Source organism: Streptosporangium sp. NPDC020145, from assembly GCF_040631275.1.
Taxonomy (GTDB): domain Bacteria; phylum Actinomycetota; class Actinomycetes; order Streptosporangiales; family Streptosporangiaceae; genus Streptosporangium.
Genome location: NZ_JBEXZT010000037.1, coordinates 1 through 25322, shown reverse-complemented (window position 1 = coordinate 25322; position 25322 = coordinate 1). Strand labels below are relative to the sequence as shown.

General features: G+C 71.3%; 29 protein-coding genes. 14 read left to right on the top strand and 15 right to left on the bottom strand.

The window, feature by feature from the left end; translation table 11 throughout:
• Window positions 1-330 precede the first annotated feature (330 nt).
• Window positions 331-1134, top strand: a complete 804-nt coding sequence (locus ABZ463_RS37640) for a GNAT family N-acetyltransferase (protein ID WP_362784117.1) — start codon at window positions 331-333, stop codon at window positions 1132-1134.
• On the opposite strand, the gene ABZ463_RS37635 is transcribed toward ABZ463_RS37640, so the two are convergent.
• Entirely contained in the window at window positions 1025-1429 is a 405-nt protein-coding gene (locus tag ABZ463_RS37635) for a helix-turn-helix domain-containing protein (RefSeq protein WP_362784114.1), read from the bottom strand. The two genes, ABZ463_RS37640 and ABZ463_RS37635, sit on opposite strands and share 110 nt — an antisense overlap.
• 72 nt (window positions 1430-1501) lie before the next feature.
• Between ABZ463_RS37635 and ABZ463_RS37630 the strand changes: the two genes are divergently transcribed.
• Genes ABZ463_RS37630 through ABZ463_RS37620 form a run of 3 tightly spaced genes read left to right on the top strand, consistent with a single transcriptional unit; the run spans window position 1502 to window position 4343 of the window.
• Entirely contained in the window at window positions 1502-2761 is a 1260-nt protein-coding gene (locus tag ABZ463_RS37630; RefSeq protein WP_362784111.1) for a carotenoid oxygenase family protein, read from the top strand.
• 20 nt (window positions 2762-2781) lie between these two features.
• Window positions 2782-3663, top strand: a complete 882-nt coding sequence (locus tag ABZ463_RS37625) for a TetR/AcrR family transcriptional regulator C-terminal domain-containing protein (protein ID WP_362784109.1) — start codon at window positions 2782-2784, stop codon at window positions 3661-3663.
• Window positions 3664-3704: 41 nt separating this feature from the next.
• Window positions 3705-4343: an HNH endonuclease family protein gene (locus tag ABZ463_RS37620; protein WP_362784106.1), complete on the top strand. Its 639-nt coding sequence runs from the start codon at window positions 3705-3707 to the stop codon at window positions 4341-4343.
• A gap of 170 nt (window positions 4344-4513) precedes the next feature.
• Here ABZ463_RS37620 and ABZ463_RS37615 read toward each other — a convergent pair whose 3' ends face one another.
• Together ABZ463_RS37615 and ABZ463_RS37610 are read right to left on the bottom strand one after the other, a co-directional pair.
• Window positions 4514-4816: a hypothetical protein gene (locus tag ABZ463_RS37615; RefSeq protein WP_362784103.1), complete on the bottom strand. Its 303-nt coding sequence runs from the start codon at window positions 4814-4816 to the stop codon at window positions 4514-4516.
• A gap of 186 nt (window positions 4817-5002) precedes the next feature.
• Window positions 5003-5578, bottom strand: coding sequence for a hypothetical protein (locus tag ABZ463_RS37610; RefSeq protein ID WP_362784100.1), 576 nt, complete (start codon window positions 5576-5578; stop codon window positions 5003-5005).
• 289 nt (window positions 5579-5867) lie between these two features.
• Between ABZ463_RS37610 and ABZ463_RS37605 the strand changes: the two genes are divergently transcribed.
• Entirely contained in the window at window positions 5868-6062 is a 195-nt protein-coding gene (locus tag ABZ463_RS37605; RefSeq protein WP_352015393.1) for a hypothetical protein, read from the top strand.
• A gap of 141 nt (window positions 6063-6203) precedes the next feature.
• The gene (locus ABZ463_RS37600) at window positions 6204-6656 is read left to right on the top strand and encodes a hypothetical protein (RefSeq protein ID WP_362784097.1); all 453 of its coding nucleotides are present in this window, start codon (window positions 6204-6206) and stop codon (window positions 6654-6656) included.
• A 58-nt stretch (window positions 6657-6714) separates the two neighbouring features.
• Here ABZ463_RS37600 and ABZ463_RS37595 read toward each other — a convergent pair whose 3' ends face one another.
• The 3 genes from ABZ463_RS37595 to ABZ463_RS37585 are packed head-to-tail and all read right to left on the bottom strand — an operon-like array spanning window position 6715 to window position 9437.
• On the bottom strand, window positions 6715-7869 hold the full coding sequence (locus ABZ463_RS37595; protein ID WP_362784094.1) for a glycosyltransferase family 4 protein: 1155 nt from the start codon (window positions 7867-7869) through the stop codon (window positions 6715-6717).
• The gene (locus tag ABZ463_RS37590; RefSeq protein WP_362784091.1) at window positions 7866-8714 is read right to left on the bottom strand and encodes a sulfotransferase; all 849 of its coding nucleotides are present in this window, start codon (window positions 8712-8714) and stop codon (window positions 7866-7868) included. The genes ABZ463_RS37595 and ABZ463_RS37590 overlap by 4 nt, the downstream gene beginning before the upstream one ends.
• A gap of 60 nt (window positions 8715-8774) precedes the next feature.
• Window positions 8775-9437, bottom strand: a complete 663-nt coding sequence (locus tag ABZ463_RS37585; RefSeq protein ID WP_362784088.1) for a macro domain-containing protein — start codon at window positions 9435-9437, stop codon at window positions 8775-8777.
• Between the two features lie 181 nt (window positions 9438-9618).
• Between ABZ463_RS37585 and ABZ463_RS37580 the strand changes: the two genes are divergently transcribed.
• Both ABZ463_RS37580 and ABZ463_RS37575 read left to right on the top strand, forming a co-directional pair.
• Complete coding sequence (locus ABZ463_RS37580; protein ID WP_362784086.1) at window positions 9619-11199, top strand: ADP-ribosyltransferase domain-containing protein; 1581 nt, start codon at window positions 9619-9621, stop codon at window positions 11197-11199.
• Window positions 11200-11213: 14 nt separating this feature from the next.
• Entirely contained in the window at window positions 11214-11579 is a 366-nt protein-coding gene (locus ABZ463_RS37575) for a helix-turn-helix domain-containing protein (RefSeq protein WP_352015387.1), read from the top strand.
• 67 nt (window positions 11580-11646) lie between these two features.
• Here the strand turns inward: ABZ463_RS37575 and ABZ463_RS37570 are convergent, their stop codons facing one another.
• The 3 genes from ABZ463_RS37570 to ABZ463_RS37560 form a co-directional block, all read right to left on the bottom strand.
• Window positions 11647-12279, bottom strand: coding sequence for an NAD(P)H-binding protein (locus tag ABZ463_RS37570; protein WP_362784082.1), 633 nt, complete (start codon window positions 12277-12279; stop codon window positions 11647-11649).
• 496 nt (window positions 12280-12775) lie between these two features.
• Window positions 12776-13129, bottom strand: coding sequence for a hypothetical protein (locus ABZ463_RS37565; RefSeq protein WP_362784079.1), 354 nt, complete (start codon window positions 13127-13129; stop codon window positions 12776-12778).
• Window positions 13130-13293: 164 nt separating this feature from the next.
• Window positions 13294-14091, bottom strand: coding sequence for an aminotransferase class IV family protein (locus tag ABZ463_RS37560; protein WP_362784076.1), 798 nt, complete (start codon window positions 14089-14091; stop codon window positions 13294-13296).
• Window positions 14092-14181: 90 nt separating this feature from the next.
• On the opposite strand from ABZ463_RS37560, the gene ABZ463_RS37555 reads away from it, so the two are divergent.
• Window positions 14182-14535 (top strand): MerR family transcriptional regulator, encoded by a 354-nt coding sequence (locus ABZ463_RS37555; protein WP_362784073.1) that lies wholly within the window; start codon window positions 14182-14184, stop codon window positions 14533-14535.
• A gap of 329 nt (window positions 14536-14864) precedes the next feature.
• Window positions 14865-15215, top strand: a complete 351-nt coding sequence (locus ABZ463_RS37550) for a hypothetical protein (RefSeq protein ID WP_362784070.1) — start codon at window positions 14865-14867, stop codon at window positions 15213-15215.
• A gap of 63 nt (window positions 15216-15278) precedes the next feature.
• Here the strand turns inward: ABZ463_RS37550 and ABZ463_RS37545 are convergent, their stop codons facing one another.
• Together ABZ463_RS37545 and ABZ463_RS37540 are read right to left on the bottom strand one after the other, a co-directional pair.
• On the bottom strand, window positions 15279-15932 hold the full coding sequence (locus ABZ463_RS37545) for a response regulator transcription factor (RefSeq protein ID WP_362784067.1): 654 nt from the start codon (window positions 15930-15932) through the stop codon (window positions 15279-15281).
• Entirely contained in the window at window positions 15929-17248 is a 1320-nt protein-coding gene (locus ABZ463_RS37540; protein ID WP_362784214.1) for a histidine kinase, read from the bottom strand. Before ABZ463_RS37540 ends, ABZ463_RS37545 begins: the two co-directional genes overlap by 4 nt.
• Before the next feature lie 178 nt (window positions 17249-17426).
• Here ABZ463_RS37540 and ABZ463_RS37535 point away from each other — a divergent pair, with 178 nt between their 5' ends.
• Complete coding sequence (locus ABZ463_RS37535; RefSeq protein WP_362784065.1) at window positions 17427-18542, top strand: hypothetical protein; 1116 nt, start codon at window positions 17427-17429, stop codon at window positions 18540-18542.
• 1 nt (window position 18543) lies between these two features.
• On the opposite strand, the gene ABZ463_RS37530 is transcribed toward ABZ463_RS37535, so the two are convergent.
• Window positions 18544-19482 (bottom strand): MBL fold metallo-hydrolase, encoded by a 939-nt coding sequence (locus ABZ463_RS37530; protein WP_362784062.1) that lies wholly within the window; start codon window positions 19480-19482, stop codon window positions 18544-18546.
• Between the two features lie 82 nt (window positions 19483-19564).
• On the opposite strand from ABZ463_RS37530, the gene ABZ463_RS37525 reads away from it, so the two are divergent.
• Window positions 19565-20425: a LysR substrate-binding domain-containing protein gene (locus ABZ463_RS37525; RefSeq protein WP_352015378.1), complete on the top strand. Its 861-nt coding sequence runs from the start codon at window positions 19565-19567 to the stop codon at window positions 20423-20425.
• Here the strand turns inward: ABZ463_RS37525 and ABZ463_RS37520 are convergent.
• The gene (locus ABZ463_RS37520; protein ID WP_362784058.1) at window positions 20404-21009 is read right to left on the bottom strand and encodes a TetR/AcrR family transcriptional regulator; all 606 of its coding nucleotides are present in this window, start codon (window positions 21007-21009) and stop codon (window positions 20404-20406) included. The two genes, ABZ463_RS37525 and ABZ463_RS37520, sit on opposite strands and share 22 nt — an antisense overlap.
• Window positions 21010-21093: 84 nt before the next feature.
• Between ABZ463_RS37520 and ABZ463_RS37515 the strand changes: the two genes are divergently transcribed.
• Complete coding sequence (locus ABZ463_RS37515) at window positions 21094-22110, top strand: hypothetical protein (RefSeq protein WP_362784055.1); 1017 nt, start codon at window positions 21094-21096, stop codon at window positions 22108-22110.
• On the opposite strand, the gene ABZ463_RS37510 is transcribed toward ABZ463_RS37515, so the two are convergent.
• Both ABZ463_RS37510 and ABZ463_RS37505 read right to left on the bottom strand, forming a co-directional pair.
• Window positions 22089-22379, bottom strand: coding sequence for a hypothetical protein (locus ABZ463_RS37510; RefSeq protein ID WP_362784053.1), 291 nt, complete (start codon window positions 22377-22379; stop codon window positions 22089-22091). The genes ABZ463_RS37515 and ABZ463_RS37510 overlap by 22 nt on opposite strands.
• A 25-nt stretch (window positions 22380-22404) precedes the next feature.
• The gene (locus ABZ463_RS37505; protein ID WP_352015374.1) at window positions 22405-22857 is read right to left on the bottom strand and encodes a carboxymuconolactone decarboxylase family protein; all 453 of its coding nucleotides are present in this window, start codon (window positions 22855-22857) and stop codon (window positions 22405-22407) included.
• Window positions 22858-22959: 102 nt separating this feature from the next.
• On the opposite strand from ABZ463_RS37505, the gene ABZ463_RS37500 reads away from it, so the two are divergent.
• A complete protein-coding gene (locus ABZ463_RS37500) occupies window positions 22960-25143 on the top strand; it encodes a BTAD domain-containing putative transcriptional regulator (RefSeq protein ID WP_362784050.1) in 2184 nt (727 codons plus the stop codon).
• Window positions 25144-25322 lie beyond the last annotated feature (179 nt).

Here is a 25322-nt window from a genome sequence, read left to right as displayed (position 1 = left end):
CGGATGAAATCGGATGCCCTCGTAGCTCTGGAAAGCCCGAAGAACGACGAGCCCAACCCCATTCTTCCGTCACCCGCCCCGCCGTGACAGGTGATCCGCTCCAGACACCGGTCTCCGCGGAAGTCCTCTGGCGTCCCGCGAAAAAGGCATGTCACAGTGTCGGAATGACCTCTGCGACCGTGGAGTCCTTCGTGCCACGCCACGCGACCGAGGTCGATCTCACCGCCTGGTGCGAGGTGTTCGGCGACGGGCAGCGGGAGGCCTCCGGAGACTCGCCCTCCGTGACCGCGCTGGGTCGCCCGGGGCGACGACGCCCGGCCGGTCGTCGGCGTGGCCGAACTCCGGCCACAGTCGCGCGACCCACGCGTCGGCTTCCTCCGCCTGTTCGTGGCCCCGTCGGCCCGGCGCGCCGGTGTGGGTTCCGCCCTGCTGACCCGGATCGCGGAGGACGCCCGCCGGGCCGGACTGGAGCGGATCCAGGCGACGGCGCCGGCCGGGGAGCCGGGGGAGGCGTTCGCCCGCACCTGGCGCGGAGCGCGGGAACTGTTGCGCCTTGAGCGTCAGGAACAGTCACTCGACGAGACGGTGCTGCGCCGCTGCCGTGATCTCGCCGCCTGCCCGGACCCCGCCCGATACCGGCCGGTGTACTGGCACGGCCCGGTTCCCGAGCCGCTGGTTCTCGCCTTCGGTCAGGCCATGGGCCACGTGCTGGACGCGCCGGGCGCCGCGCTGCAGATGGCGTCCCGGCAGGGGTGGGACCGGGAGGCGGTGCGCGCCTGGGAGGCGCGGCTGACCGCCGGTGGCGAGCATGTGATGGTGCACGCGGCACTGTGGCGCGACACCGGCCAGGTCGTCGCCGCGACGGTGATCACCGTGGCGGGGGACGACGCTCGGGACGCGGCACAGCACGACACGGTGGTGCTTCCCCAGCACCGGCGGCGTGGCCTGGCCCGCTGGATCAAGGCCCGGCACACCCTGCTGCTGCACGAACGCTTCCCGTGCGTGCGGACCGTCGGCACGACCGTCAACCAGCGGAACCTGCCGATGATCGCGGTGAACCGGACGGTGGGCTACCGCACGGTGCACGAGCGACTCCTGATGGAACTGCCCCTCGCGGACGGTGCGCGCCGATGAGAAGGCCGACCAGGCGTCGCCCACGGTCGTCCCGGTTCGGTGCCGGGCACCGGCGCGCTCGGCTGAGGCGGGGGCAGGAAGACGTCTCACCGCCTGCCGCCATCCCGTCCCATGGGTCCTGCCGGGCCAGGAACGCCTGCCGTACGGTCATTGAGATGGCGTAGACCTCGCGGAAGAGGTGTTCCTTGCTGCTGAAGTGGTGGTGGAACGCGCCACGTGTCACGCCGGCCCTGGCACAGATCTCGTCAACCGCGGTGGCGGAGAAACCGTCGCCGTCGAAGGGCGCCCCACTCACTGCACTAGTGCAGAATGCGGCTCTTTCCGCTGTTGCAAAAGGGGCGGTCGTACTTCTGCGTACGGTGTCCACATGAAGTACCTGGAAGGGCCCTTCGCGCCCGTCACCGAGGAAGTCACCGCATACGACCTGCCTGTCACCGGACGCGTCCCGGCCGAGCTCAACGGCCGCTACCTGCGCAACGGGCCCAACCCGCTGGGCGTCGAAGACCCCGCCGTGCACATCTGGGGCATGGGCCAGGGCATGGTGCACGGGGTGCGGCTGCGTGACGGCCAGGCCGAGTGGTACCGCAACCGTTTCGTGCGCGTACCGGGTTTCGCCCCCATGGTGCACGTGATCGAGCACGCCCGGCGCACCTTCGCCATGGCGGAGGGCGGCCTGCCGCCCGCCGAACTGGACGAGGAGCTGAACACCGTGGGCGTGTGCGAGCTGGGAGGGACCGCGGAAGGATTCACGGCGGGGGCGCACGCCAAGCACGACCCGCTCACCGGCGAGCTGCACTCGCTGTCGTACATGGTGGGCCGCGACTTCGTCCAGCACATCGTGACCGACGCCGGGGGGACCGTCGTCCAGAGCACCGGCATCCCCATGACGCGGACACCGTTCATGCACGACTTCGCGCTCACCGAGAACCACGTGGTGGTGTGGGACACGCCGCTGGGCTTCGACGGGTTCGACTGCCGGTGGCTGCCGGAGCACCCGACGCGGGTGGGCGTCATGCCGCGGACGGGCGGCGACGTACGGTGGCTGGACATCGACCCGGTCCACGTCAGCCACACGCTCAACGCCTACGACGACGGCGACTCGATCGTGGTCGACCTGGTCACGGCCGAGGGGCCGTTCGATCCCGCCGACCCCGGGGCGATCCGGCCCACGCTGGACCGCTGGACGATCACGACGGACGGGATCCACCGGCGGCGTGTCGACGACCGGCCGCAGGACTTCCCGCGGGTGAACCAGGCGCGCGCCACCCGTCCGTACCGCTACGGCTACTCGGCCGCGACCGCCCTGTACGGGATCCCGTTCGCCCCCGAGGGCATGCCACCGGACGACGCCTTCACCAACGCCCTGGTCAAGCATGACCTGGAACGGGGGACGACCGAGGTGCACGGGTTCGGCAAGGACGAGGCGGTCGGGGAGGCGGTGTTCGCCGCCGCGGGGCAAGGCGAGGACGAGGGATACCTGCTCACGTACGTGCACGATCCCCTCCGGAACGCGAGCGACCTGGTGATCCTTTCGGCCCAGGACTTCACCGGCGAGCCCGTCGCGCGTGTCCACCTCCCCGTCAGGGTGCCGCTCGGCCTGCACGGCAACTGGATGCCTGACCGCTGAGGCGTGGCAGCATGGCCGATGTGAGCGCTCCGCAGCCGCCGTACCTCCGGATCGTCGCCGACCTTGAGCGGCGCATCGCCGACGGAGAGCTGCGGCCGGGTGACCCGGTCCCCACCACCCGGGCGATCATGCGCGAGTGGGGGGTCGCGATGGCGACGGCCAGCAAGGCGCTCGCCGCGCTCAAGCAGGCGGGCGCCATCGAGTCGACGTCGCGGGTCGGCGCCGTGGTCGCAGGCCGGAGACTGCCCTCGCGTTCGGCCGGAGGCCTCGAACGTGGCCACGTCGTCCGCGTGGCCATGGAGATCGCCGACGCCGACGGCTTGGCCGCGTTGTCCATGCGGGCGGTGGCGGCCGACCTCGGGGTCGCCACCATGGCCCTCTACCGGCATCTGGAGGGCAAGACCGAGCTCACCCAGCTGATCGCCGACGCCGCGTTCGCCGAGATCGAATATCCGGAGCCGCCGCCGGGATGGCGTTCCCACCTGCGGGTGGCCGCGCGGCTGCAATGGGCGGCCTACCAGCGTCATCCCTGGTTGCCGCGGCTGGTGTCCATCACCCGGCCGGTGACGCCGCCGGGGCAGCTGGCGTACGGACTGTGGACCCTGCGCGCCCTCGACGGCCTCGGCCTGGACCCGGACACCCGGCTGCACATCTACGCCACGGTGGTCAACTACGTGCGCGGGACGGCGATCAACATCGAGAGCGAGGCAGCCGCCGAGCTGGACACGGGGATGACCAGCAAACAGTGGGGCAGGGCCAAGCTGTCCGCCGACGGGCCGCTGGTCGCCCAGGTCGCGGAGCCGGGCACGGAGCTCGACCTGGAATCGCTGTTCGCCTTCGGCCTCGAACGCCTGCTCGACGGCCTGACCACCGTCATCGCCCCCCGGGAGACCCGCCGGTGACCGGTCGACATAGCCGGATCTTGGTGGGTATGGGGAAAGTCATGATTTTTCCGAGGCGGGCAGTCCTCGTCGCCGTACTGACCCTCACGCTCATTCCCCTCACCACCCCACAGGCGGAAGCGGAACCACGTAAGCAGTCACAGGCCGCGGGCGCGGCCCTCGCCCGGCACATGCTGGCCCGGCTCAAGGTCGCCAGGCCCCTGAGCATCCGCGGCTACAGCCGCGAGCGGTTCCAACCCTGGGAACGCCGCTCGGGAAGATGCGACACGCGGGAAACGGTTCTGGCCCGCGACGGGCGGCACGTACGCCGCGACGCGGCCTGCCGTCCGGTCAAGGGACTCTGGTACAGCCCGTACGACGGCAAACGGCTCAGGAGTGAGAAGCAGGCGGACGTCGATCACGTGGTGCCGCTCGCCTACGCGTGGCGCTCGGGCGCCAAACGGTGGAGTCAGGCCAAGCGGCGCGCGTTCGCCAACGACCTCATCCGCCCCGAGCTGCTCACCGTCAGCCACTCCGCCAACATCGCCAAGGGCGGGCGGGGCCCACAGGGCTGGCGCCCGCAACGCCGTGCCCACTGGTGCCGGTACGCGGCCTCGTGGATCACCGTGAAACACCACTACCGGCTCTTCGTGACCCGCAAGGAGAAGGCGGCCCTGCTCAACATGCTCCGGACCTGCTGACGCCGGCCTTCCCGACGATCCTCCCCGGGGCGGACGAACCCTTCCGGCGGCTTCGCGCAGGTGGCTTCGGGCAGGTGGCGGGCCGGAGGCGCCGTTTCGGCGGAGGGTCGCGCCGGGCCACGTGGGCGCGTCGGGCGGTGCGGACGTCGGTCACGCGGCCGCGGCGGAGGTCACGACGCCTTCTTCGCTCCGCTCCCGGTGATCGAGCAGGAGTGGGCGCCCAGGGTGCCGTTCCAGGGGAAACCCCAGCCGCAGTGGTAGGTGTCCGCCGCCGCCCCGGATCTGACGGTGACCGTGAAGTCGACGTAGCCGGTGCCGTCGCAGCTCCACGCGTCCAGCGCGTAACCGCCCTGCTCCTGCTGCCGCTGTCCGAACCAGCAGTCGAAGGAGCCGTCGGCGTGCGCGGGGGGAGTTCCCAGCAACGGAACGGCCAGGACCACCACGGCGCCGAGGACGAGCCCGATCGGTTTCATGGTCCTCCCTCATACGCGTATCTGGCGTTTCCCTTCGGACGGTATACAGCCGCACCGAACGTGTCGACGGTAATAACTCAGCGGTTCTATGTGGATTTCTCCCATCGGCGTGGCGGGGCCGAAAAAACCCGTCGACCGAATTCCCCGCAGGCCGGACCACAGGGCTACACGCCGAGCATGAAGAAGCTAGAAGGACTCGACCCAGAGATACCAGGGGCCGTAGTAGTGCTCGACATGGGGTTCGTATTCCTCCTCTTCCGGCAACGGGGGTTCCCCGTACGGGCTCCATATGAGGCCGTGGGCGTGGATGACGTCGCCGCCACCGGCCAGCGCGAAGCGCACGGTGTTTCCATGCCGTTCAGCCCAGGAGATGTCGAACGACCCCAGCGTTCCGGACCTCGTCTTCCAGTCGGCGTCCCCCGCCACCGCCGACCGGGCGACCCTTTCGAAGGCCTGCTCGGACAGGGCGAACCTGGATTTCGCCGGCTCCCCCGCCATGACCAGGGCGAGGACCAGGAGCCCGATGGCCGGCGGCGCCGCCCAGCGCGGCAGGTTCCTCCTGACGTCCGGCCGGGTCACCGGGTTGAGAAGCCTGGCGACGAGGCGGCCGAACCAGATCACTCCGAGCACGAGGGCCACCAGGAGAACGGGAAGCACCCAGAGGGAGACACCGCCGGGGTAGCTCACCCCGTACAGGAGCAAAAGGGCGACGACCGCCAGCGAACCGATCAGGGGAACCCCCGGTGCGCCGATCGAACTCATCGAAGACCGTTCTTTCAGGGCCACAGTGACTCCAACCGGTACGGATTCCGACCCTTCATGATCTACGAAGCCTGTTCGTGGGATCCAGTGCGCGAGGGCGCGGGAAACGTGGATTCTTCGCGGGTTCGGAGACCGTGGAAGGAGTCAGCCGGCTGTGGAACGACGGCCGCCTGATATGGAGGAGGGGCTTTCCGGATCCGTCCGGAGATGTTTGGAATGGTGGCGGCCGGGCTTCGGGGGGCGGAGGGTTGGGGGAACCCTCCCGCCTACCCCTCATGGAGGCGAGTCCATGTCGCGCGTAGACATCTCCCATACCTTCGTGCGCACCCCCGGCCGGGACCCCGAGGACGACCGGCTGCTGGCGCTGCTGGTGACGACGTGGGTCCTGGTGACCGGACGGGTTCCTCCCGACCGTCCCTTCGACGAGTTGAGCGCCGACGAGCTGTTCGACTTCTGGGCCGACGACCAGACGGCGGAGGTGTGACCACAGGCCGATGAGCCGCCGGAGTCCGGCCCGTGGACACCGCGGTTCCGTGTCCGCCGAATCCTCTGGGATGCTGGGCGGAGAACCGCGCCCCTGCTGCGCCAGGACCGGTGCCAGGTTTTCCTGGCGGAGAGGACCAGCATGCCCATCGCCTTCCACTACGCCGACGACACCGAACGCGGGCACGCCGAGAAGCTCGCCGCGACACGCCACAGACTCCTCAACGAGGGGACGTCCCACCCGGCGTGGGAGGAGCTGACCGACGGCGAACGCGAACGGGCCGCGACGGAGGCGGCCTGGTATCTCCGGGCGGGGCGCCGGGCCGGGCTGTACGACCGCAACGTGGCCCCGCCGGTCACCTCCATGGCCCGTGGCGCCGACGGCAGACCGATCTCCCGGGACGACCACGAGGCCCAGCTGCGCGCCTGGATCGAGAAGAACGGCACCGGGGAACGGCTCGCGCTGCTGGACAGGGCGGAGCTTTCGGTCGTGACGGCGCTGCTGAACGAGTTGTGCGGCGCCCTGCCCAAGGAACGGCTCGGCCAGTTCGCCCGCGAGATGGCGGTGAAACTGAACGACCGGGGAGGCGTGTGACCTGCCCGTGGTGACGGCCCCGTGCTCCGGGTACGGCCCGGACGCGGGAAAGCCGGACTCAGTGCCGGGCGGGGCCCAGGAGTTCGGCGAACAGCCGCTCCCACATCGGCGTCACGACCTCCGGGGAGTAGTCCCGGGAGGTCCGTACGGCCGCGGCCCCCATCCGCAGCCGTAGCTCGCGGTCGCCGATCAGCCGCAGCAGCCCCCCGGCCAGGGCGTCCACGTCCCCCGGAGGTACGAGCAGCCCGTCGACCTCGTCGGTGAGGACGTCACGCGGGCCGGTCGGGCAGTCGAAGGCGACGACCGGCAGGGCGTGGGCCATGGCCTCGATCATCACCATCGGAAGTCCCTCGAAGCGGGAGCTGAGCGCGTAGACCGACGCCTGGGCCAGCTCCCGGTCGAGGCGGTCGCTGCGTCCCATCAGGGTGACGTTGTCGCCGACCCGGTGCTCCCTGACGAGCGCGCGCAACGCGGCCTTCCCCTGGCCGGTGCCGTACAGGCGCAGCCGCCAGTCGGGGCGGTGCCGTACGACCTGGGCGAAGGCCGGGACGAGCAGGTCGAAGCCCTTCTGCGGGACGAGCCGCCCGGCGGCCACCACCAGGCGGTCGTCCTGCCGGGACGGCGCCCGGTCGAGGGGGTGGATCGCGTTGGGGATCCGCACGACCGGGGTGTCCGGCAGCAGCGCCTGGTAGTCGGCGCGGTCGGTCCCGGTGAGCGTCGCGACCGCGTCCAGCCTGCCGTAGTGGCGGGAGATCTGCCGCCGGACGGTCTCCGGGTGGGTGGCCAGGTTGATGTGCTCCTGCGCGACCCGGACCACGCTCCTGGGGGTACGGCGGGCGGAGATGAGGTTCAGCGCGGGACGGGTGGTCACCAGGACGCCGTCCCGCAGGGAGGAGACGTAGTCGGCGACGGCCCTCTCGACCCGTTCGGTGAAGTAGGCCGCCGCGAACTCGCCGGGCGGCACGACCTTCCCGCGGACCCTCCGCCAGGCCCTGCGGCCCAGTGAGTCCTGGGGTATCCCGGCGCGCTGGTCGGCCAGGACGGTGACCGGCACCCGGGGGTCGATGGGGAAGCGGGGGGCGTCGCGGCGCCGTACGACGCTGACGATCTCCACCTCGTGCCCGGCCCGCGCCATCGCGTTGGCCTGGTTGACCACGGTGCGGATCGTGCCGCCCATCCCGTAGGCGTGCAGGAGCAGGTAGCGGACTCTCACGGGGCCGCCAGGTAGTCCCAGGTGACGGCCATCGGGCGCAGCGCCTCGGGGACCTCGTCGGGGGCCGGGAGGGCACGCCCCGGCTGCACGCTTCCCGAGCGGATCTTGTCCTTCCAGTCGCCGAGGCCCTTCTGGAGCACCTCCTGCTCCCCGTATTCGAGCATCCCGGTCTCCCAGGGGACGCCGAGGAAGTCGCACAGACGCCGGGTCTCCCGCCTCGGGTTCTCGGTCAGGTCCTCGTAGCGCACGGTCAGGCCGTCGAGCGCCCGCCGTGCCCGCTGCACGGCCTTCATGTAGCGCAGGGCGTCGAGCGCGGCCTCCTGCGGCGTACGGCGCTCGGGGCCGGCCTCGTGCCAGGATTTCGCGATGGAGGCCGGGTGCCGCAGCAGGAAGACGAAGCGGGCGTCGGGCCAGCAGGTGGCGATGCGTTCGAAGGCGAAGGCGTTGGCGGGTGTCTTGTCGACGATGAAGGACTTGCCGCTGCGGACCAGTTCCCGGTGCAGGACCCGGTCCCACAGCAGGTGTTCCAGGTCGGCTCCGTTGTGGCCGAGGGCCTCCATCGCCCGCTTCGACAGTGAGGTGCCGAAGTCCACGCTCAGCCTGCGAACGTGCAGCTCGTGCGGGGCGTGCAGCATGGAGTGGGCGTTGAGCAGCGCCCGCAGCAGCGTGGAGCCCGACCTGACGGGGGACAGGACGAAGATCGGCGCGGTCAGCAGCCGGTCGGTCACCGGGTCGGCGGGAGGCCGTATCGGCTCCCGCTCCTCCTCAGGGGCGTCCCTCACCCGGTTGAGCTGAAATCCGGTGACCCTGACCAGGGCCTTGCTGACCGTGCGCTGCCAGTTCATGGCGAGGCACGTTACCCAGCCTTCCTGGCATTTCTCTGTGTACGGCCCGGCACCTCGGCGTCAGCGGCGCCCGGGCGGGACGATCCGTACCCGCTCCTCGGGGCGTTCGTCGATGCCGTCGAGCTGCTTGACGACCGTCTCGCGCAGGTCGTCGTAGTCCTGGAAGGAGTGGTCGTTGAACAGGGTGTAGCCGGTCCACATCAGGTTGGCGCAGACCCGGGCGGGGACCTGGCCGGTGGCCGCGCCCATGCCGACCAGCGCGACCGAGGTGATGGCGCCGGGCTCGTTCCTGTTGTGCATGTGGACGGCCTGGAAGGCGGCGGCGCACGCCAGTGCGACGTTCAGCGTCTCGCTCACGTCCTGCGCCGAACGGGTCATCGTCGGCGTCGAGATGAGGAACTTCGGGGTGACCGCCCCGGAGCGCACGCACACGGCGCTGCCGACCGGGAGCGTCCCGCCGAACTCGTCCTTGATCGCCCGCTGGACCCGGAGCTGGATGCCCGCCCCGAGGTGCCGCTTGATGACCGCGTCCACTCCGCCGTCCATCCGGCCCTTGGAGTTGGTCGGGGTGACCCAGGCGTCGACGTTCTGGTCGAGGATCGACCCCCTGGTGATGTCGATCTCGGGGGTGTCGGCGAACGCCGCCAGCCACGACTGCACCACCTCGGTGTTGACGTCCGTCAGCACGACCCTGAGTGGTGACTTCACGTGTTCGACGGCCATGGATGTGCTCCAGTCGCAGGAGGTTCTTTCCGACATATCCAAAAATATCCTGCTGGACTGACAATTTGGATCATGCTTGGTGAGGCCGTCCCGGAGATCGCGCCCAGGGCTTCCAGACGGCACAATTCCCCCCAATCCGCCCCATCCGTTGTCCGTACGGCACGCTGACCAGGAGCTCACGATGAGTGACGGCAAGACCCCGCCCGACCCGAACGACCCGCTGGCCCTGGTCGAGCTCTTCGCCGGGGGCGAGGACTGGCTGCCGCTCCTGAAGCCGGTCATCGAGCAGCAACCCGGGCGCGACCAGTTCATCGGCCCCAACCGTGACCCGCAGATCGTGCCCGTGCGGGAACTGACCTTCCAGGCCCTCAAGCCCAACCCGCCGCACAGGTGGAAGGTCGTCGTCTTCGGCCAGAACCCCTATCCCAGGGCCGAGAGCGCCACCGGCATCGCCATGTTCGACAACACCTTCCACGACTGGAGCGACAGCCAGTTCGGCAAGGTCGTGAGCATCCGCTGCATCATCAAGGCGGCGGCCATGTGGAAGTACGGCATCCCCAAGAAGACACCGATCGCCGACATCCGCGCGCTGCTCAAGGAGCACGAGACCGTACAGCCGCCGGAGTGGTTCCAGGCGATGCTCACCCAGGGCGTGCTGCTGCTCAACGCCGCCCTGACCGTCAGCGGCGACGGGGCGATGGGCACCGCCAGGCACACCGGGTTCTGGAAGCCCGTCGTCGAGACGATCGTCGAGGAGATCCTCAAGGCCAAGCGGGACGCCGAGGACGAGGAGGACCGCGGCATCGTCTTCGCCTGGTGGGGAGCACACGCCCGTAACCTGAAGGCGGTCGTCCAGCGCCTGGAGAGGAAGTATCCCGAGGTCACGGTCTGGCACATCGACCATCCCAACCCGGCGGCCCAGGGTGACATCTTCTGCGACGGCGACCACTTCGGCGCGGTGAACAACGCCCTCAGGGCACTCGGCACCGACGAGATCGACTGGCTGCCCAGCAAGGGGTGGAACACGGCCGCCGGAGGTGAGACCGCTGGCCGCATGGGGGAGTTCATCGCCTCGACGATGGAACTCCACCAGCTCTATCTGGAGCGGCTCGCCAGCGTCAAGGACGAGGGCCTGCTCCTGCCCGCGATCACCGGCGTCTTCGACACCCCGCTCATGGACTTCCTCAAGGCCGTCGAACCCGTCGAACGACTGCTGTCCGGCCTCGGCGGGCACGTACGGCGGGCGCACGAGTTCGGCGCGCGGAAGGCGGGTGTCCTGTCCGCGGAGGAGGCCGCCGCGCTGTACCTCTACACCTGCGAGTCGGACTTCTACCGGCGGATCAACGCCACCCTGCGCGACCCCGACCGCACCCGGATCGTCCCCTACCTGCCGTACCTGCGCCTGCTGTTCGCGGCCGTCTCCAACCTGCCGGCCCACCGGCAACCGCTGTGGCGCGGCGTCTCACTCGACCTGCGGGCCCAGTATCCGCTCGGCCGTACGGTGACATGGTGGGGCGTCTCCTCCTGCACCTCCGAGCTGGACGTCGCCAGGGGCTTCCTGGGCAGCCGGGGCAAGCGGACGCTCTTCGAGGTGCGTCCCACCCGGGCCGTGGGCATCCGGGCGTTCTCCGCGTTCACCGGCGAGGAGGAGTTCATCCTCACCCCCGGCACGCAGCTCAAGGTGACCGACGTGAGGACCGAACGCGGTGGGCTGTGCACCGTGCAACTGACCGAGCTGGACGAGCAGAGCATGGTGGCCTGAGTAGTGTGACGGACATGAGCGAACCACTTGATCCGGACATGTTCGCCGGCTGCCGGAACATCGTCCCGCCGATGAGGATGCACAACAAGTGGGCGCTCAAGATCATGGTCTGTCTGGAGCCGGGGCGGCGGCGCTTCTCCGAACTCCAGGTCCCGCTGCGGGGCATCACCCCCAAGGTCCTCACGGAGTCGCTGCGGGCGATGGAGCGTGACGGCTTCGTCACCCGCACCGCCTACCCCGGCGTCCCGCCCAGGGTCGAGTACGAGCTGACCGACCTGGGGCGGTCCCTGCTCGGGCCGATGGACGCCTGGTGCCGGTGGTCCGAGGAGCACCTGACGGAGCTTGAGGCGGCCCGCGAGGCCTACGACGCCGCCGTCTGACCCTCCCGTCCTTCGGGGTTCCGGGGTTCCGGGGTTCCGGGTGCTTCGGGTGCTTCGGGCTTTCGGGTCAGGCGACCGCGACCACCGCGCGGGTGTGCCGCCTCTCGGTCGCCTCGTCGACCAGCGCGACCGCGAGGTCGGCGTAGGAGAACGTCTCGGCCGGCAGTACGGCGTTGCCTCCGGCGCGGTAGACCCCGGTGCGCTCGGCCTGGGCGTCGAGGAAGACCGGAGGCGGGGTCACCACGACCCAGTCCAGCCCGCTCCCGGCGAGGATCGCGATCTCCGACGAGTGCCCGACGGAGAAACGCCGGTACTCCTCGGGGAAGTCCGGCGTGTCGTGCATCGCCACCCCGGGCGCCACCTCAAGGGCGGTGCCGACCCCGACCGTGACCAGCCGCTCCACACCCGCCCGGGAAAGACCCGCGACCAGCGCGTCGGCGGCCGAGGTGTAGAACTCGTCCGCGGGCACGTCCGCCCGGTAGACCGTGGAGATCACGGCGTCGTGCCCGGCCGCCACGGCCGCCACGCTCTCCGCCCGGGTCACGTCCCCCGCGACGAGCGTGACACCGTGACCCCGTACCCCCTCGTGCCTGCCGGGGTCCCGCACCACCGCCGTCACCGCGTGCCCCCGGGAAACCGCCTCGGCGACGACCCTCCTGCCCGCGTTGCCTCTGGCCCCGAACACCACGATCCTGCTCATCGCACATCCCTTTCGCCTGGTCTCGCTGGACGTGTCCAGACGCTAACCCCGCCCCCCTCGGTTACCGCAACGATAGGAAGGCCGCCGTCCGGCCCCCATCTCCCGGACGGCTCACCGGTCCCCGGCGGCGTCGAGAGCACCCGCCATGGCCGTGGTACGGGAGGTTCGTCTCAACGGCGTGACGCAGATCAGTCCGGACGGGTTCTACGTCACGGCCGCCATCGTCGTCACGATGAGTCGGCGGCCCGCTCGGATCGGCGGCTGAGGTGCCGCCGAGCCGGCCGCCATGGACGGACGTGTCGCCGGTCGGTACGGCCGGGGCGTCCTCTCCACTGACCTGACGTGTTCCCGGTCACCCGGCCGGGATGATTCCCTTGGTTGGGGTGACCCGTCGTCCGGACGTGACCCCGTACCGCCGCGGTCGCCCTGTGCCCCGGGACACCGCTTCGGCGACCGCCCTCCTGCCCGCGACGCCCCCGTTCACGGCGTGCCCCGCTCAGGCGGGCCAGATGCGGGTGAAGACCACACCGGTCCGAGTACGGCCCGCCTCACGCAGATCGAGGACGAGCCGTCCCCCGCGCCAGGTTCCCCGCGCCTCGACGGCTCCGTCCAGGAAGTGGCTTCGCGTGGTGAAGGAGACGACTCCGTCGCGCAGGTCGTAGCGGGCGACATGGACGCCCCCGAGCGGGGAGTCCCGGTTGAGCCACGTCGCGATCGCCCGCCCCTTCTCGGGGCCGGGAGCGGGCTTCACCAGCACGTCGAGCACGACGCCGTCCGGGAAGAACCGGAACACCTGCTCCCCGGCGGCGTGGATCTCCGCAGGCCGCCGCGGCGCGCGGGCCTTTCTCACCTCTCCGGTCCGACGGTCGGCGGTTGGGTGACCCTGGCGACGCGCGGCCGGTGCGGATCGGCCGGAGCCACCGGCAGCCGGTCCCCCTGAGTCGCCAAATGCCGCCCCTTTCCGTCACACGCCATTATTTCCTGACACGACAGGAGCATGCCGGGAACACAACCTCAGGGTGCCGTGAGGGGTTCCGAACGGTAGGCCCGATGGAGTGTCTCGACGAAGTCAGGTGCCTCCGGCAGGGGGACGGGGCCGATCCGGTGTACCGCGATCCCCGGTGACCAGGAGTTCATGACCACGGCCCCCGCCAACGCGGGCAGGTCGTCGAGCGTGATCTCCTGGACGCGCTGGGGCACACCGAGGCGCTCAAGGCGGCGCCGTACGATCCCCATCGTGATCCCGCCCAGCTTCTCGGCGTCGGGCCACACCACGGCGGCACCGTCCCAGAAGGCCAGGTTCCAGATCGACGCCTCGCTGAGCCGTCCCCGGCGGTCGACGAAGGCGGCGTCGTCGAAGCCCCGTTCGACGGCCTGACGGAGGAAGTACGTCTTGGCGACCTCGCCGACGTGCTTCACGGCCGGGAGCACCCGTTCGTACCCGACCGCCGTCAGGGCGAGCGGTCCGCGCGGGGCGGTCGCGGGAGGACCGGTGCGCACCAGCAGCGAGGGCTCCGCCTCCGCCCGCGTGAACTCGCCCGCGGGGGAGTAGACCGTGGCCGTCAGCGACAGGTCGGCCGGACCGGCCCGGAGTGCCGTCCGCAGACCCGCCAGCACCCGGTCGTCAGGCAGGGCCCGGCCGTACAGTTCCATCGAGGCGACCCTCAGCCGCTCCAGGTGGAGGTCGAGGCCCCGGACCCGTCCTTCGCGCACCTGCATGGCGGTGAAGTGGGCGTAGCCCGCGAAGGCGAGTGGCGCCAGCTCCTCGGCGCTCGCCTCGTGGCCGTCACGGTGAACAACGAAAGAGGACATGTGTCGCTCCAGACGTGTGTGGAATGTCCGTTCCTGGGGCGACGTTAGGGCTTCACACCAGTGGAAGGGTCAACCCGCCGGGAGGGGCACATGCTGATCGGGGAGCTGTCCCGCAGAACCGGGGCCAGCCCGCGCTCGCTGCGCTACTACGAGGAGCAGGGGCTGCTCGACACCGGCCGGGGGACGAACGGCTACCGCCACTACGACGAGGACTCCGTGGTCACGGTGCGCCAGATCCGCGCCCTGCTGAAGGCCGGTCTGTCCACCGAGGTGATCCGTTCCGTGCTGCCGTGCGCGCGGGGTGAACGCCCGGACTTCGACTGGTGCGCGGAGCTGTGGGACATCCTGAACGGCGAACTGGCCGCCATGGACGAACGCATCGACGGCCTCCAACGCAACCGGGGCACCCTGGCCTCCTACCTGACACCCCCTGACCGGTCGTAGCCCCTCGGCGAGAACTCCCAGCCGCCAACGTCGCTACCGAGAAAGCGACATCAAGGCCCTCCTCAACGCCGGATGAACCCAACCGGCCTCCAGGGGGTTCTCCCGTTCCGCCACCCGGCCACATCACAAGGAACCCGGCCTGAACACACCAACCCCCCGGGAAAAGGGTTTGGGGTACCGGCGCCGTGCGTGAGGGGTGTCGGCTTGGGCGCGTCGGTGTCTGGACTGAGGAACGCAGGAGCGCAGCGACGGAGTGACGAGGGAAGACACCGACCCGAAGCGCCCGAGCCCGCGACGCCGAAGGCGTCGCAAAAGAATAAGGTGCTCTGATGCCTTTGGTTGAGGTCACCCATCGACCGGACATCGCCGAGACGAAGCTTCGTGAGCTCGGGGAGGTGTTGCCGCACCTGGTGTCCGTGGCCGTCGAGTGTCCTGAGGAGCCGTACGACGGCGACCTGCAGCCGGGCGACGTCGAGATCCGCTTCCGGGCGCTGGGGCCGTTTGACCGCTGTGGCCTGGACGTGGTGATCGAGATCAGGTCCAAGTGGTTCGAGAGCAGGGCAACCGACCGGCAGGAACGGGTGGACGGCCTCCACGAGGCCGTCGCCGCCGCGACCGGCCTGACCGACTTCGGCGTCTACCTCTCCCTCCCGGTCGCCGCCTGGTCCCAGGGCGACTGAGACAGCGGTTTCCAGCGCGGAGTCACGAGGTCATGGCTACGCCCCGGGGAGGGGGAGCGCGTCCTAACGAGGAGCGTCGTGGGCTATGAGGGCGAGTTGGATGCGGTTGTCCAGGTTGGTCTTGGTGAGGATTCTGGAGATGTAGCCCTTGACCGTGCCGACGCTCATGTGGAGTTCGGTGGCGATGTCCCCGTTGGACATGCCTCGGCCGACCGCGGCGGCGACCTCGCGTTCGCGGTCGCTGAGCCTGGACAGCAGCCGGTCGGCGTCGTCACGGCGGCGGTCGTCCGTCTCCGGCGCCAGGTGGGCGATCAGGCGCCGGGTCACGCTCGGGGACAGGATCGGCTCACCGGCCACGACCCTGCGGATCGCGTCCACGATGCCCTCCGGCGGGGTGTCCTTGAGCAGGAACCCGTCGGCCCCGGCGCGCAGGGCGCCGAAGACGTGCTCGTCGGCGTCGAACGTGGTCAGCATGATGACGTACGGCGGGGCGGGCCGTCGTCGGAGCAGCCGGGTGGCGTCGATCCCGTCCAGGCCCGGCATCCGGATGTCCATGAGCACCACGTCGGGCGTGTGGGTGTCGACCGCGGACCCGACGTCGGCGCCGTCGGCCACCCCGCCGACCACGACCAGTTCGTCGGCGCCCCTGAGCATCAGCGTCAGCCCCGCCCTGACGAGCGGGTCGTCGTCCACGACCAGTACGCGTATGGCCGTCATGCCGGCCATGGTAGCCAGACCGTCAGGTGGAACTCCTCGCCCTCGACTCCGGCGTGCTCGACCCGGCCGCCCGCCAGCTCGGCCCGCTCCCGTACCCCGGCCAGCCCGGCACCCTCGCCGGAAGCACCAGGTGAACCAGATGAACCAGGAGAACCAGGGAAGCCGGAAGAACCAGGTGAACCGGGGAAGCCGGAAGAACCAGGTGAACCGGGGAAGCCGGAAGAACCAGGTGAACCGGGAAAGCCAGGGAAGCGAGAAGAGCCGGGAAAGGCATCTTCGCCGGGCAGGGACCTCTCGTCGTGGAAGCCTGGGAAGGGTCCCTCGGTGGGGTCGGACGCTTCGACGGGGTTGCGGACCTCGACGGTCAGTCCCCGGCCGGGGGCGCCGTCGAGGTGGAGGGCCACCGGCCGTCCCGGCGCGTGTTTGAGGGCGTTGGTGAGGCCCTCCTGGACGATCCGGTAGGCGGCCCGCGCCGTGGCGCCCGGCAGGTCGGGCAGCCGTATTCCGCCGTCGTGCGACTCGACCCGGGCGCCCGCCCGCCGTACCTCCTCGACCAGGGACCGCAGGTCCAGTTCGGCCAGGACGGGGGCCTCGCGCAGCACCGAGATGACCTGGCGCAGCTCCTGCAACGCCTGGTGCGCGTTGGCGCGCACCACCGAGGCCGCCTCGACCACCTCGGCAGGGTCGGCCTTCGCGTTGAACTCAAGCGCCCCGGCGTGCAGCGCCAGCAGCGAGAGGCGGTGCGCCAGCACGTCGTGCATCTCACGGGCGATGACCAGGCGTTCGGCGTGGCGGGCCTGTTCGGCGCGGCGCCGCTGCTCCTCCTCGGCTCTGCGGGCCCGTTCGACCAGCGAGAGCACGAGCTGACGGCGGGCCCGCGCCAGCATCCCCCACCCGGTCAGCGCCACCCCGAACAGCACCGCGACCAGGGCCCACACCGGGTACGGCGCCAGCCCCGGCGGCCGGATCCAGAAGCGCGTCAGCGTCGCGGCCGTCCAGGCGGCACCGACGCTGACCGCGACGGCCGAACGCCGGTACAGGGCCGCCGTCAGCGTCGCGACCCCCGCCGCGACCGACGCCGAGGCGGCGGGCACCGAGATGGCCACGGCCACCAGCGCCATGGTGGCGGGCCGACGGCGTGCCAGCCACAGCGCGGCGCACGCCACCACGCCACCGGCCACGTCGACGGGGAGCCAGGTGTCGCCGAGCTCGCCCCACACGACCGCGACCGCCGAGGCCAGCGCGCAGACCAGGCCGCCCGCCCGCGTCGCCCGGTCCCAGGTGGTCCTGGCGGGGCCGGGCCGTACGTCTGCCATCACGGGCGTTCAGCGTAATCGGGGGGATCGGCCGTGGGCAGCAACCAAAGTCGCCGCCGCTCCCTCACCTGGGTTGCCACGGGTGGGTCCGAGGTCGCCGCCGACTCCTCACCCGGGTTGCCACGGACAGGCCCGGAGGCACAGGCCCCGGAGGGGAGGCGCGGAACACGATCGCCGTATGACAGCGAACCGGAAAGGCGGCCGCCGGGCCGCGTTGCTGCTCGCGGTGGTCACACCGCTCGTGGCCGAGTTCACCCTCGGTAACCCGCCGCTCCGCATGGCGTGGATCCTGCTGCTGTGGATCCCGATCTACGGCGCGGGCACCGTCCTGGTGCGCGAGCTGGTACGGCGGGCCGGGACAGGCTGGGCCGGGGTGCTGCTGCTCGGCGCGGCCTACGGCGTCGTCGAGGAGGGCCTGGCCCTGCAGGCGCTGAGCAGCCCCACGATGTACGGCGCCGCCGGGTGGGCGCCCCGAATCCTGGGCCTGAACAGCGCCTACGCCGAGCTGCAGATCCCCTACCACGCGGTCTTCAGCGCCGTGATCCCGATCCTGCTGACCGACCTGGTCTTCCCCTCGCTGCGTGACCGGCCCTACCTGGGCAGGCTGGGCCTCTGGCCGGCCGGGACGGTCTTCGTCCTGGGCGCGCTGCTGCTGCGGGTGACCGTGGTGACGAGCATCGACCCCGGATACCGGGCTCCGGCGGCGGTCCTGGCCGGATGCGCGGCCGTGGTCGCCCTGCTGACGGCGGCGGGCCTGCGGCTGCGGTTCCCCACAGGCGTCTTCCCGACCGGATCGACCGGATCGACCGGCCCGGTCGGACCAACCGAACCGACCGGACTGGCCGGTCCGGCAAAACCGGCAAAACCGACTGGGCTGACCGGTCCGGCAAAGCCGACCGGACCGGCTGGACCGCCTGGGCTCGTTGTGGCCGGGGTGTTCGGTGTGGTCGTGGTCTTCGGGTACCTGGCGCTGCTGTTCCCCTTCGGGGGTGCGACCCGGCCCTTCTTCACCCATGGCGGGTGGGTCGCGGTGCCCATGACGGCCGCCGCCGTACTGGCCGTGGGGGCCGGGTGGCTGCTGCGCCGCTGGACGGCCGGGGGGCTGTGGACCGACGGGCACAGCCTGGCCCTGGCGGCCGGGGCCCTGGTCGCCCACACGGCCTTCGGGCTGGTCTCCAACGCCGACACGGTGGCCGACCGGATCAGCCTGGCGGCCGTCGGCGTGGTCATGGCCGCCCTGTTGGCCCTGCTCGGCCGCCGGGTCCGCTCCTCCCGGAGGTTCACGGCCCGATAGGTCACCCGGCGTGCGCCGAGGACCCCCTGTGTTCCGTGTGCCCGGCGTGTTCGGCGTGTTCGGCGCACAGGCAGCCGACGCCCCGTTCGATCCACTCGTGGCCGGTCCACTCGGGGTGCCGTTCGACGAGCAGGGCCCTGACCTCGGCGACGATCTCGGCCTCGCTGGCCGCCGAGTCGCGCCGCAGCCAGGTCTCCGCACGCAGTTCGCGCAGGTAGTCGCGGACGCCGGTGAGCACCTCGGGGCCGCCGAGGTCGCCGTGACCGGGGACCACGGTCCTGTGGCCCGCGGCGGCCAGCCGGTCCAGCACCGCCAGCCAGCCCACACCGGAGACGTCGGTGTCGTACGGCGGGAACCAGGGGAAGATGGCGAACTGCCCGGTCTCGGCGAGGTCCCCGGTGAACAGCACACCGGCGTCCGGCACCTCGACCACCTGGTCGCCCCTCGTGTGGCCCCGGCCGGTCGGGCGCAGCCGTACGGTGCGACCACCGAGGTCCAGGTCGTGGGCGTCGTCGTAGACCAGGTCCGGGACGGGCACCGTGACGCCGTCCAGGCGGCGGGCGACGGTCTCGCCCAGGCCGCGGAACATCTCCAGGTAGCCCTGTCCCTTGGTCCTGAGGTCGTCGGCCTGGGCGCGGTTGACCAGGTAGGTGGCCTCGCCGGAGAACACCTGCGCGCCGAAGGCGTGCTCGGGGTGGAAGTGCGTCGTGGTCAGGTACAGCCTGCGGCCCGCCGCCACCTCCGAGGCGAAGGCGAGGACCTGCTCGGCGTTGGCGGTGCCGATACCCGTCTCGACGACCAGTACGGCTCGCGTGCCGCCGATGACGCCGATGTTGGGTACGAGCCCGGCCCGGTGGTTCGGGATCACCAGCAGGCCGGGGGCGATCTCCTGGGCGCCGGAGACCTGGACGACGGGGTCGGGTATGGGTTCGTGGGTCATGTCCTGATTGCAGCGCTGTGAGGCCTTCGCGGTCCAAGTCCTGTTGGGTGGCGGCGATGCCCTGCGGGTATCGTCGCCGGTCATGGAGCTACGCACGCTGCGGTATTTCGTGGCCGTCGCCGAGGAACTCCACTTCGGCCGGGCGGCCGCCCGGCTGCACATGAGCCAGCCGCCGCTGAGCCGGGCGATCAGGCGGCTTGAGACCGACGTCGGCGCCGTCCTGTTCCACCGTTCCCCCTCGGGGGTCCGGCTCACCCCGGCCGGGGCGGTGCTGTTCGACGAGGCGCGCGTCCTGCTCGAACAGGCGGAGCGGGTACGGGTGCGGGTGGCCGCCGCGGCGGGGGCCGCGACCGTCACCGTCGGCATCCTGGGCGACGGCACCGACCGGGGCGCGACCCGGCTGGCCGCCGCGTACCGCCGCAGGCACCCGGACGTCGAGATCCGGGTCCGGGAGACCGACCTGACCGATCCGACCTGCGGGCTGCGCGCCGGGCTGGTCGATGTGGCCCTGACGCGCGGGCCGTTCGACGAGACCGGTCTGACGGCGCGTGAGCTGCGGGCCGACCCGGTCGGCGCGGTGCTGCGCGCCGACGACCCGCTGGCCCGCCGTGACCGGCTGAGCCTGGCCGACCTGGCGGGGCGGCGCTGGTTCCAGTTCCCCGACGGCGTCGATCCGCTCTGGCGGACCTACTGGAACGGCGGCGAGCCCCGGGAGGGTCCGGTGGTGCGCGCCGTACAGGAGTGCCTGCATGCGGTGCTCTGGAACGGCACGGTCGGGATGTCCCCGCTCGGGCACACCCCGCCGGAGGAGCTGACCGTGGTGCCGCTGGCCGACATGGCGCCCAGTCGTGTGGTCGTGGCGTGGCGGACGGGCGACGCGAACCCGCTGGTCAGGTCGTTCGTCCGGATCGCGACGGCCGTCTACCGCGCCTGGGAGACCTGAGGAAGGGGCTGGGAGAGGGCGCTCACGATCAGGTCGGTCAGCGCTGTGACGGCGTCGTCGAGGGTCGTCCGCCCGTGGTTGAGTTCGGCGGCGATCGCGTCGGCCGCGCCGAGCACGCCGACACAGCGCAGCCGGAGCGCCCGGACGCCGAGGGCGGAGTGCGGGGCGAGCGCGGTGGCCATCAGGTCGGTGTAGTCGTCGAGCATCTCGCGCTGGATCACCTCCATCTCCGGGTTTCCCTTCAGGGCGGCGGTGACGGCGTTGAACTCCGGCATGGCGGTGGCACACGCGAAGTAGGCCGCGCTCATGACGTGGGCGACCTCGGGGCCGGTCGGCGGGGCCTCGCCCAGCGCGCGGGTCAGCGCGGCCCGGTGCTGCTCGTCGAGCCGCCGGTGGAGCGCGGTCAGCAGGCCGTTCCTGGTGCCGAAGTGGTCGTAGACGATCGGCCTGCTCACCTCGGCGGCCTCGGCCAGGGTGGGCAGGGTCAGGCCGTCGGCGCCCTGGACGCGCACGACCGCCAGGGCGGTCTCCAGCAACTGCTCCCGTCTCTCCTGCTTGGACAGGCGGGTCGGTGATGCGGCCATCGTCCTCCTCTTGCGTCGCGGTCCCAGCTTAAGCTACAACGTGTAGTCTACAAAACGTAGCTTAGCCGTACGGGAGGAAACCCGATGGAACCGGTACTGATCATGGGCGGCTCCGGGCAGGCGGGCGCGGGCACCGCGGCCGTTCTCCGGCGGTGGTACCCGGCGCTGCCGCTGGCCGTCGCGGGCCGCGATCCCGGCCGCGCGCGGCGGGTCGCCGACGAACTCGGCACCGCCACGGCCGTCCCCCTCGACCTGCGGCGCGACGACCTCGGCCTGCCGGACGGCCAGGAGTGCTCGGCGGTGGTCGCGACGGTGTGGGACTCCCACCTCAACGGGCTGCGTTACGCGCAGGAACGCGGGCTGCCGTACCTCAGCATCTCCAACGGCCTGGTGGACCTCACGCCGGAGGTCTTCGCCGGCGCACAGCGGGCCTCGGCCGCGCCGATCCTGCTGGCCAGCCACGGCTGCGCCGGACTCGTCGTCCTCGCGGCGCTGGAGCTGGCCCGCGAGTTCCACCGGCTCCACACCGTCAGGGTCGCGCTGGTGCTGGACGAACTGGACGGGGGCGGTCCGGCCGCCGTCGAGGACATGGAACGCCTGATGGCCGCGACCTCGGCGGGGCTGGTGCGCCGTGACGGTGTCTTCACCTGGGTGGACGGCCAGGAGGCCCAGGTGGAGGTGCTCACCGCCGACGGCACCGTACTGCCCGGCCAGACGGTCGCCATCCCCGACGTGCCGAGCCTGGCGCTGGCGACGGGCGCGCCGAACGTCCGCTTCGACTTCGTGGTCGGCGAGTCCTCGGGCAGGCGACGCGGCGGACCGGCCTCCGTCGAGGTCAGGATCGACCTGGAGGGGACCGGCCCCGAGGGGACGCCGCTCGACGTGACCCACCACATCACGCACCCCCTGGGGCAGCGGCCGTTGACCGCGCTCGGCGTCGCCCTCGGCGTCGAACGGCTGCTCGGCCTGCGCGGAGACCCCGTGGCGCCGGGCCTGTACACCCCGGAGGCGTTGATCGACCCGGCCCTCGCGGTCGAGCGGATGGTCGAGGAGGGGACGCTCCTCACCCGGGGCCGGGTTCAGCGCTCGTCGACGACCTGACCGTTCAGGGCGGTGGCGTCCGAGGTGAGGGCCATGGTCAGCGGGGCCTCGGCGATGGTGGGCAGGGAGGCGAACGCGGCGCCCATCTGCGCACCGCTCTCCCAGTGCCAGGTGTCGGTGTAGACGCCGTCCTCAAGCCGGATCAGCACGGCGTGGGTGAGGCCGGGGTGCCCCTGCCTGACGGCCTCGATCAGCGCGCCCCTGCGGGAGAGGAACTCCTCAAGGTCGTTGTCGGCGACGTGGTAGCGGTGCGAGCGGACGACGGACATGTCTGTTCTCCTTCGGAAGTGGGGGTTACCAGCTGCCCGCGACCTGGCGGATTGGGGCGTTCAGCCGGTTGAAGAGGTTGGTCACGGCGATCATCAGCAGGATCGAGGCCAGCTGCTTCTCGTCGAAGTGGTCGGCGGCGTTGTCCCAGACCTCGTCGGGGACGGCGTCGGAGTGGTCGGCCAGCCGGGTCGAGGCCTCGGCCAGCTCCAGCGCGGCCCGCTCGGCGTCGGTGTAGTACGGCGCCTCACGCCAGGCCACGACCAGGCCGATGCGGTCCTCGTTCTCCCCGAGCTTGCGCAGGTTCTTCAGACCGGCGTCCACACAGAAGCTGCAGCCGTTGATCTGGCTGACCCTCAGGTGGATCATCTCCATGAGCTCCTGGGGGAGGCCCTGCGACTGGGCGGCCTGGATCAGCTCCTGGATCGGCTTGATGACGCCGGGGATGATCGAGGCGGGGTTCTTCATACGGGCTTCCATGGTGTTCCTCGTTCCTTCCGTTGCGGTTGGTGTGAGATCAGGATGGATGTCCGTATTGATAGATTCGCTATGCACTCGCGATGTGGAGGTGATGGGGGGACGATGCTGCGCTTCACCCTGCTCGGTCCCGTTCGGATGACCGTCGACGGCGCCCCGCTGCCGGACATCGCCCCACGTCACCGGGCCGTGCTGGCCTATCTCCTGCTCAACGCCGACCGGGTGATCAGCATCGAGCGGCTGATCGACGCGATGTGGGGCCACGACCGGCCCGACACCGCCAGGTCGCAGATCCACGCCTCGATCACCGTGATCCGCAAGGCGCTGCGCGCCGCCGGGGCCGTACAGCTGCTGGAGACGCGGGCGGGCGGCTATGTCGCGCGGCCCGAGCCGGGGCAGGTCGACACGGGGGAGTTCACCGAGCTGGTGGCCGCGGGCGCGCTGCGCGAGGCCCTGGACCTGTGGCACGGCGAGGCGCTTGAGGACGTGCACGCGCACTACGTCTGCGGCGTCAGGGAGCTGTGGAACGACCGGCGGCTTTCCGCCTACGAGCGCCTGGCCGAGGAGGGGCTGGCCGCGGGGCGGCACGACGACCTGCTCGACGAGCTGGCCGCCCAGGTGGGCGCCAACCCGCTGCGCGAGAGGCTCAACGGCCATCTCGTCCTCGCCCTGCACCGGTCGGGACGGCAGGCCGACGCCCTGGCCGCCGCGCGCGCCTACCGTACGGCTCTCGCGGAGGAACAGGGGCTCGACCCCGGGCACGCCTTCGTCGAACTGGAGCGGGCGGTTCTGGTGGACGATCCGTCCCTTCGCCCGGCTGCCGAGGCCTCGGCTCCGGCCCGTCGGTCGACCTTCCTGCCCTACGACATTCCCGATTTCTCCGATCTTTCCGGACGGGTCGCTGAGGTGGAGCGGCTCGTGGGGGAACGCCGTGGAGCGGCGGTCGTCACGATCGACGGCATGGCCGGGATCGGCAAGACCACGCTCGCCGTCCACGCGGCCCACCGGATGGCCGGACGCTACCCGGACGGACAGCTCTTCATCGACCTGGGGGCGCACACCGCGGGCCGGGAACCGGTCGACGCCGCCGCCGCGCTTGAGGCCCTGCTGCGCCAGCTCGGGGTGCCCGCGGAGAGCATCCCGGTCACACCGGCGGAGCGCGGCGCCCTCTGGCGTGCCGAACTGGCCGGTCGCCGCGTGCTCGCCGTACTGGACGACGCCGCGGACGCCGAGCACGTACGGCCCCTGCTGCCGGGACACTCCGACACCCTCGTCCTGGTCACCAGCAGGCGGCGGCTCGTCGAACTGGACGGCGCCCACGCGCTCTCCGTCGAGGTGCTCGACGAGGAGGAGGCCACCGAACTGTTCGGGCGGATCGTGGGGGAACGCGCCCGGCGCGAGCCGGAGGCCGTAGGCGAGACGCTGCGCCTGTGCGGGTACCTCCCGCTCGCCATCCGCATCGCCGCCGCCCGCCTCCAGCACCGCCCGCGCTGGACGGTCGCCTACCTGGCCGAACGGCTGCGCGACCACCGCAGGCTCCTGGACGGCGTCTCGGCCGCCTTCGCCCTCTCCTACGAGCAGCTGGACGAGCGGGAACGGCACATGTTCCGCCTGCTCGGACTGGTGCCCGGCCGTGACATCGACGCGTACGGCGCGGCGGCGCTGGCCGGGATCCCGGAGGAGGAGGCCGAGGACCTCCTTGAGAGTCTCCTCGACGCCCACATGCTCCTGCAGCTCGAACCCGGCCGGTACACCTTCCACGACCTGCTCCGCGAGCACGCGCGTTCGATCGCCGAGGACGACGGCGCCGTCATGCGGCTGCTCGCCTACTACCTGCACCGCTCCCGCGCGGCGATGGACCGGCTCTTCCCGTACGGCGTCGCCGAGCGGGAGGGCGTCCCACGGCCCGCCACCCCGGTCCCGCCCGTCCGCGACGCCGTCGAGGCACTCGCCTGGCTCGACGCCGAGCGCGCCAACATCATCGCCACGGCCGTCCACGGTCCCGAGATCTGCCTCAGCCTGCTGTCCCTGGTGATACGGCCCTATCTCGACCGGTACGCGCACCACGACGACGCGCTCACCCTGTACGCCCTGGTGCTCCAGCGCAGCCGTACGCTCGGCGACCGCGAGGTCCAGGCGCGGGCGCTGGCCGACCTGGCGTGGACCCACTGGCGGCTCGGCGACCACGACCAGGTGGACGAGCACGGACGGCTGGCGCTGGCCCTCTACGAGGAACTCGGCGTTCCCGAGGCGGGTGAGCTCCGGGTCCTCCTGGAGTACGCGGGATAGAGCCGACGTCCGGTCTCCTCGTCATCGGTGCCACGCTTGTCCTGTAGGAACGCGCCCGTCGGCACGGGCTTCCCGAGGAGCGGATCATCGTTGGCTGACAGGAGAGACGACCCGGTGGTGGTGATCGGGCTGGGCAGGTTCGGCACCTCGCTCGCCCTTGAGCTCGTCCGCCAGGGCAC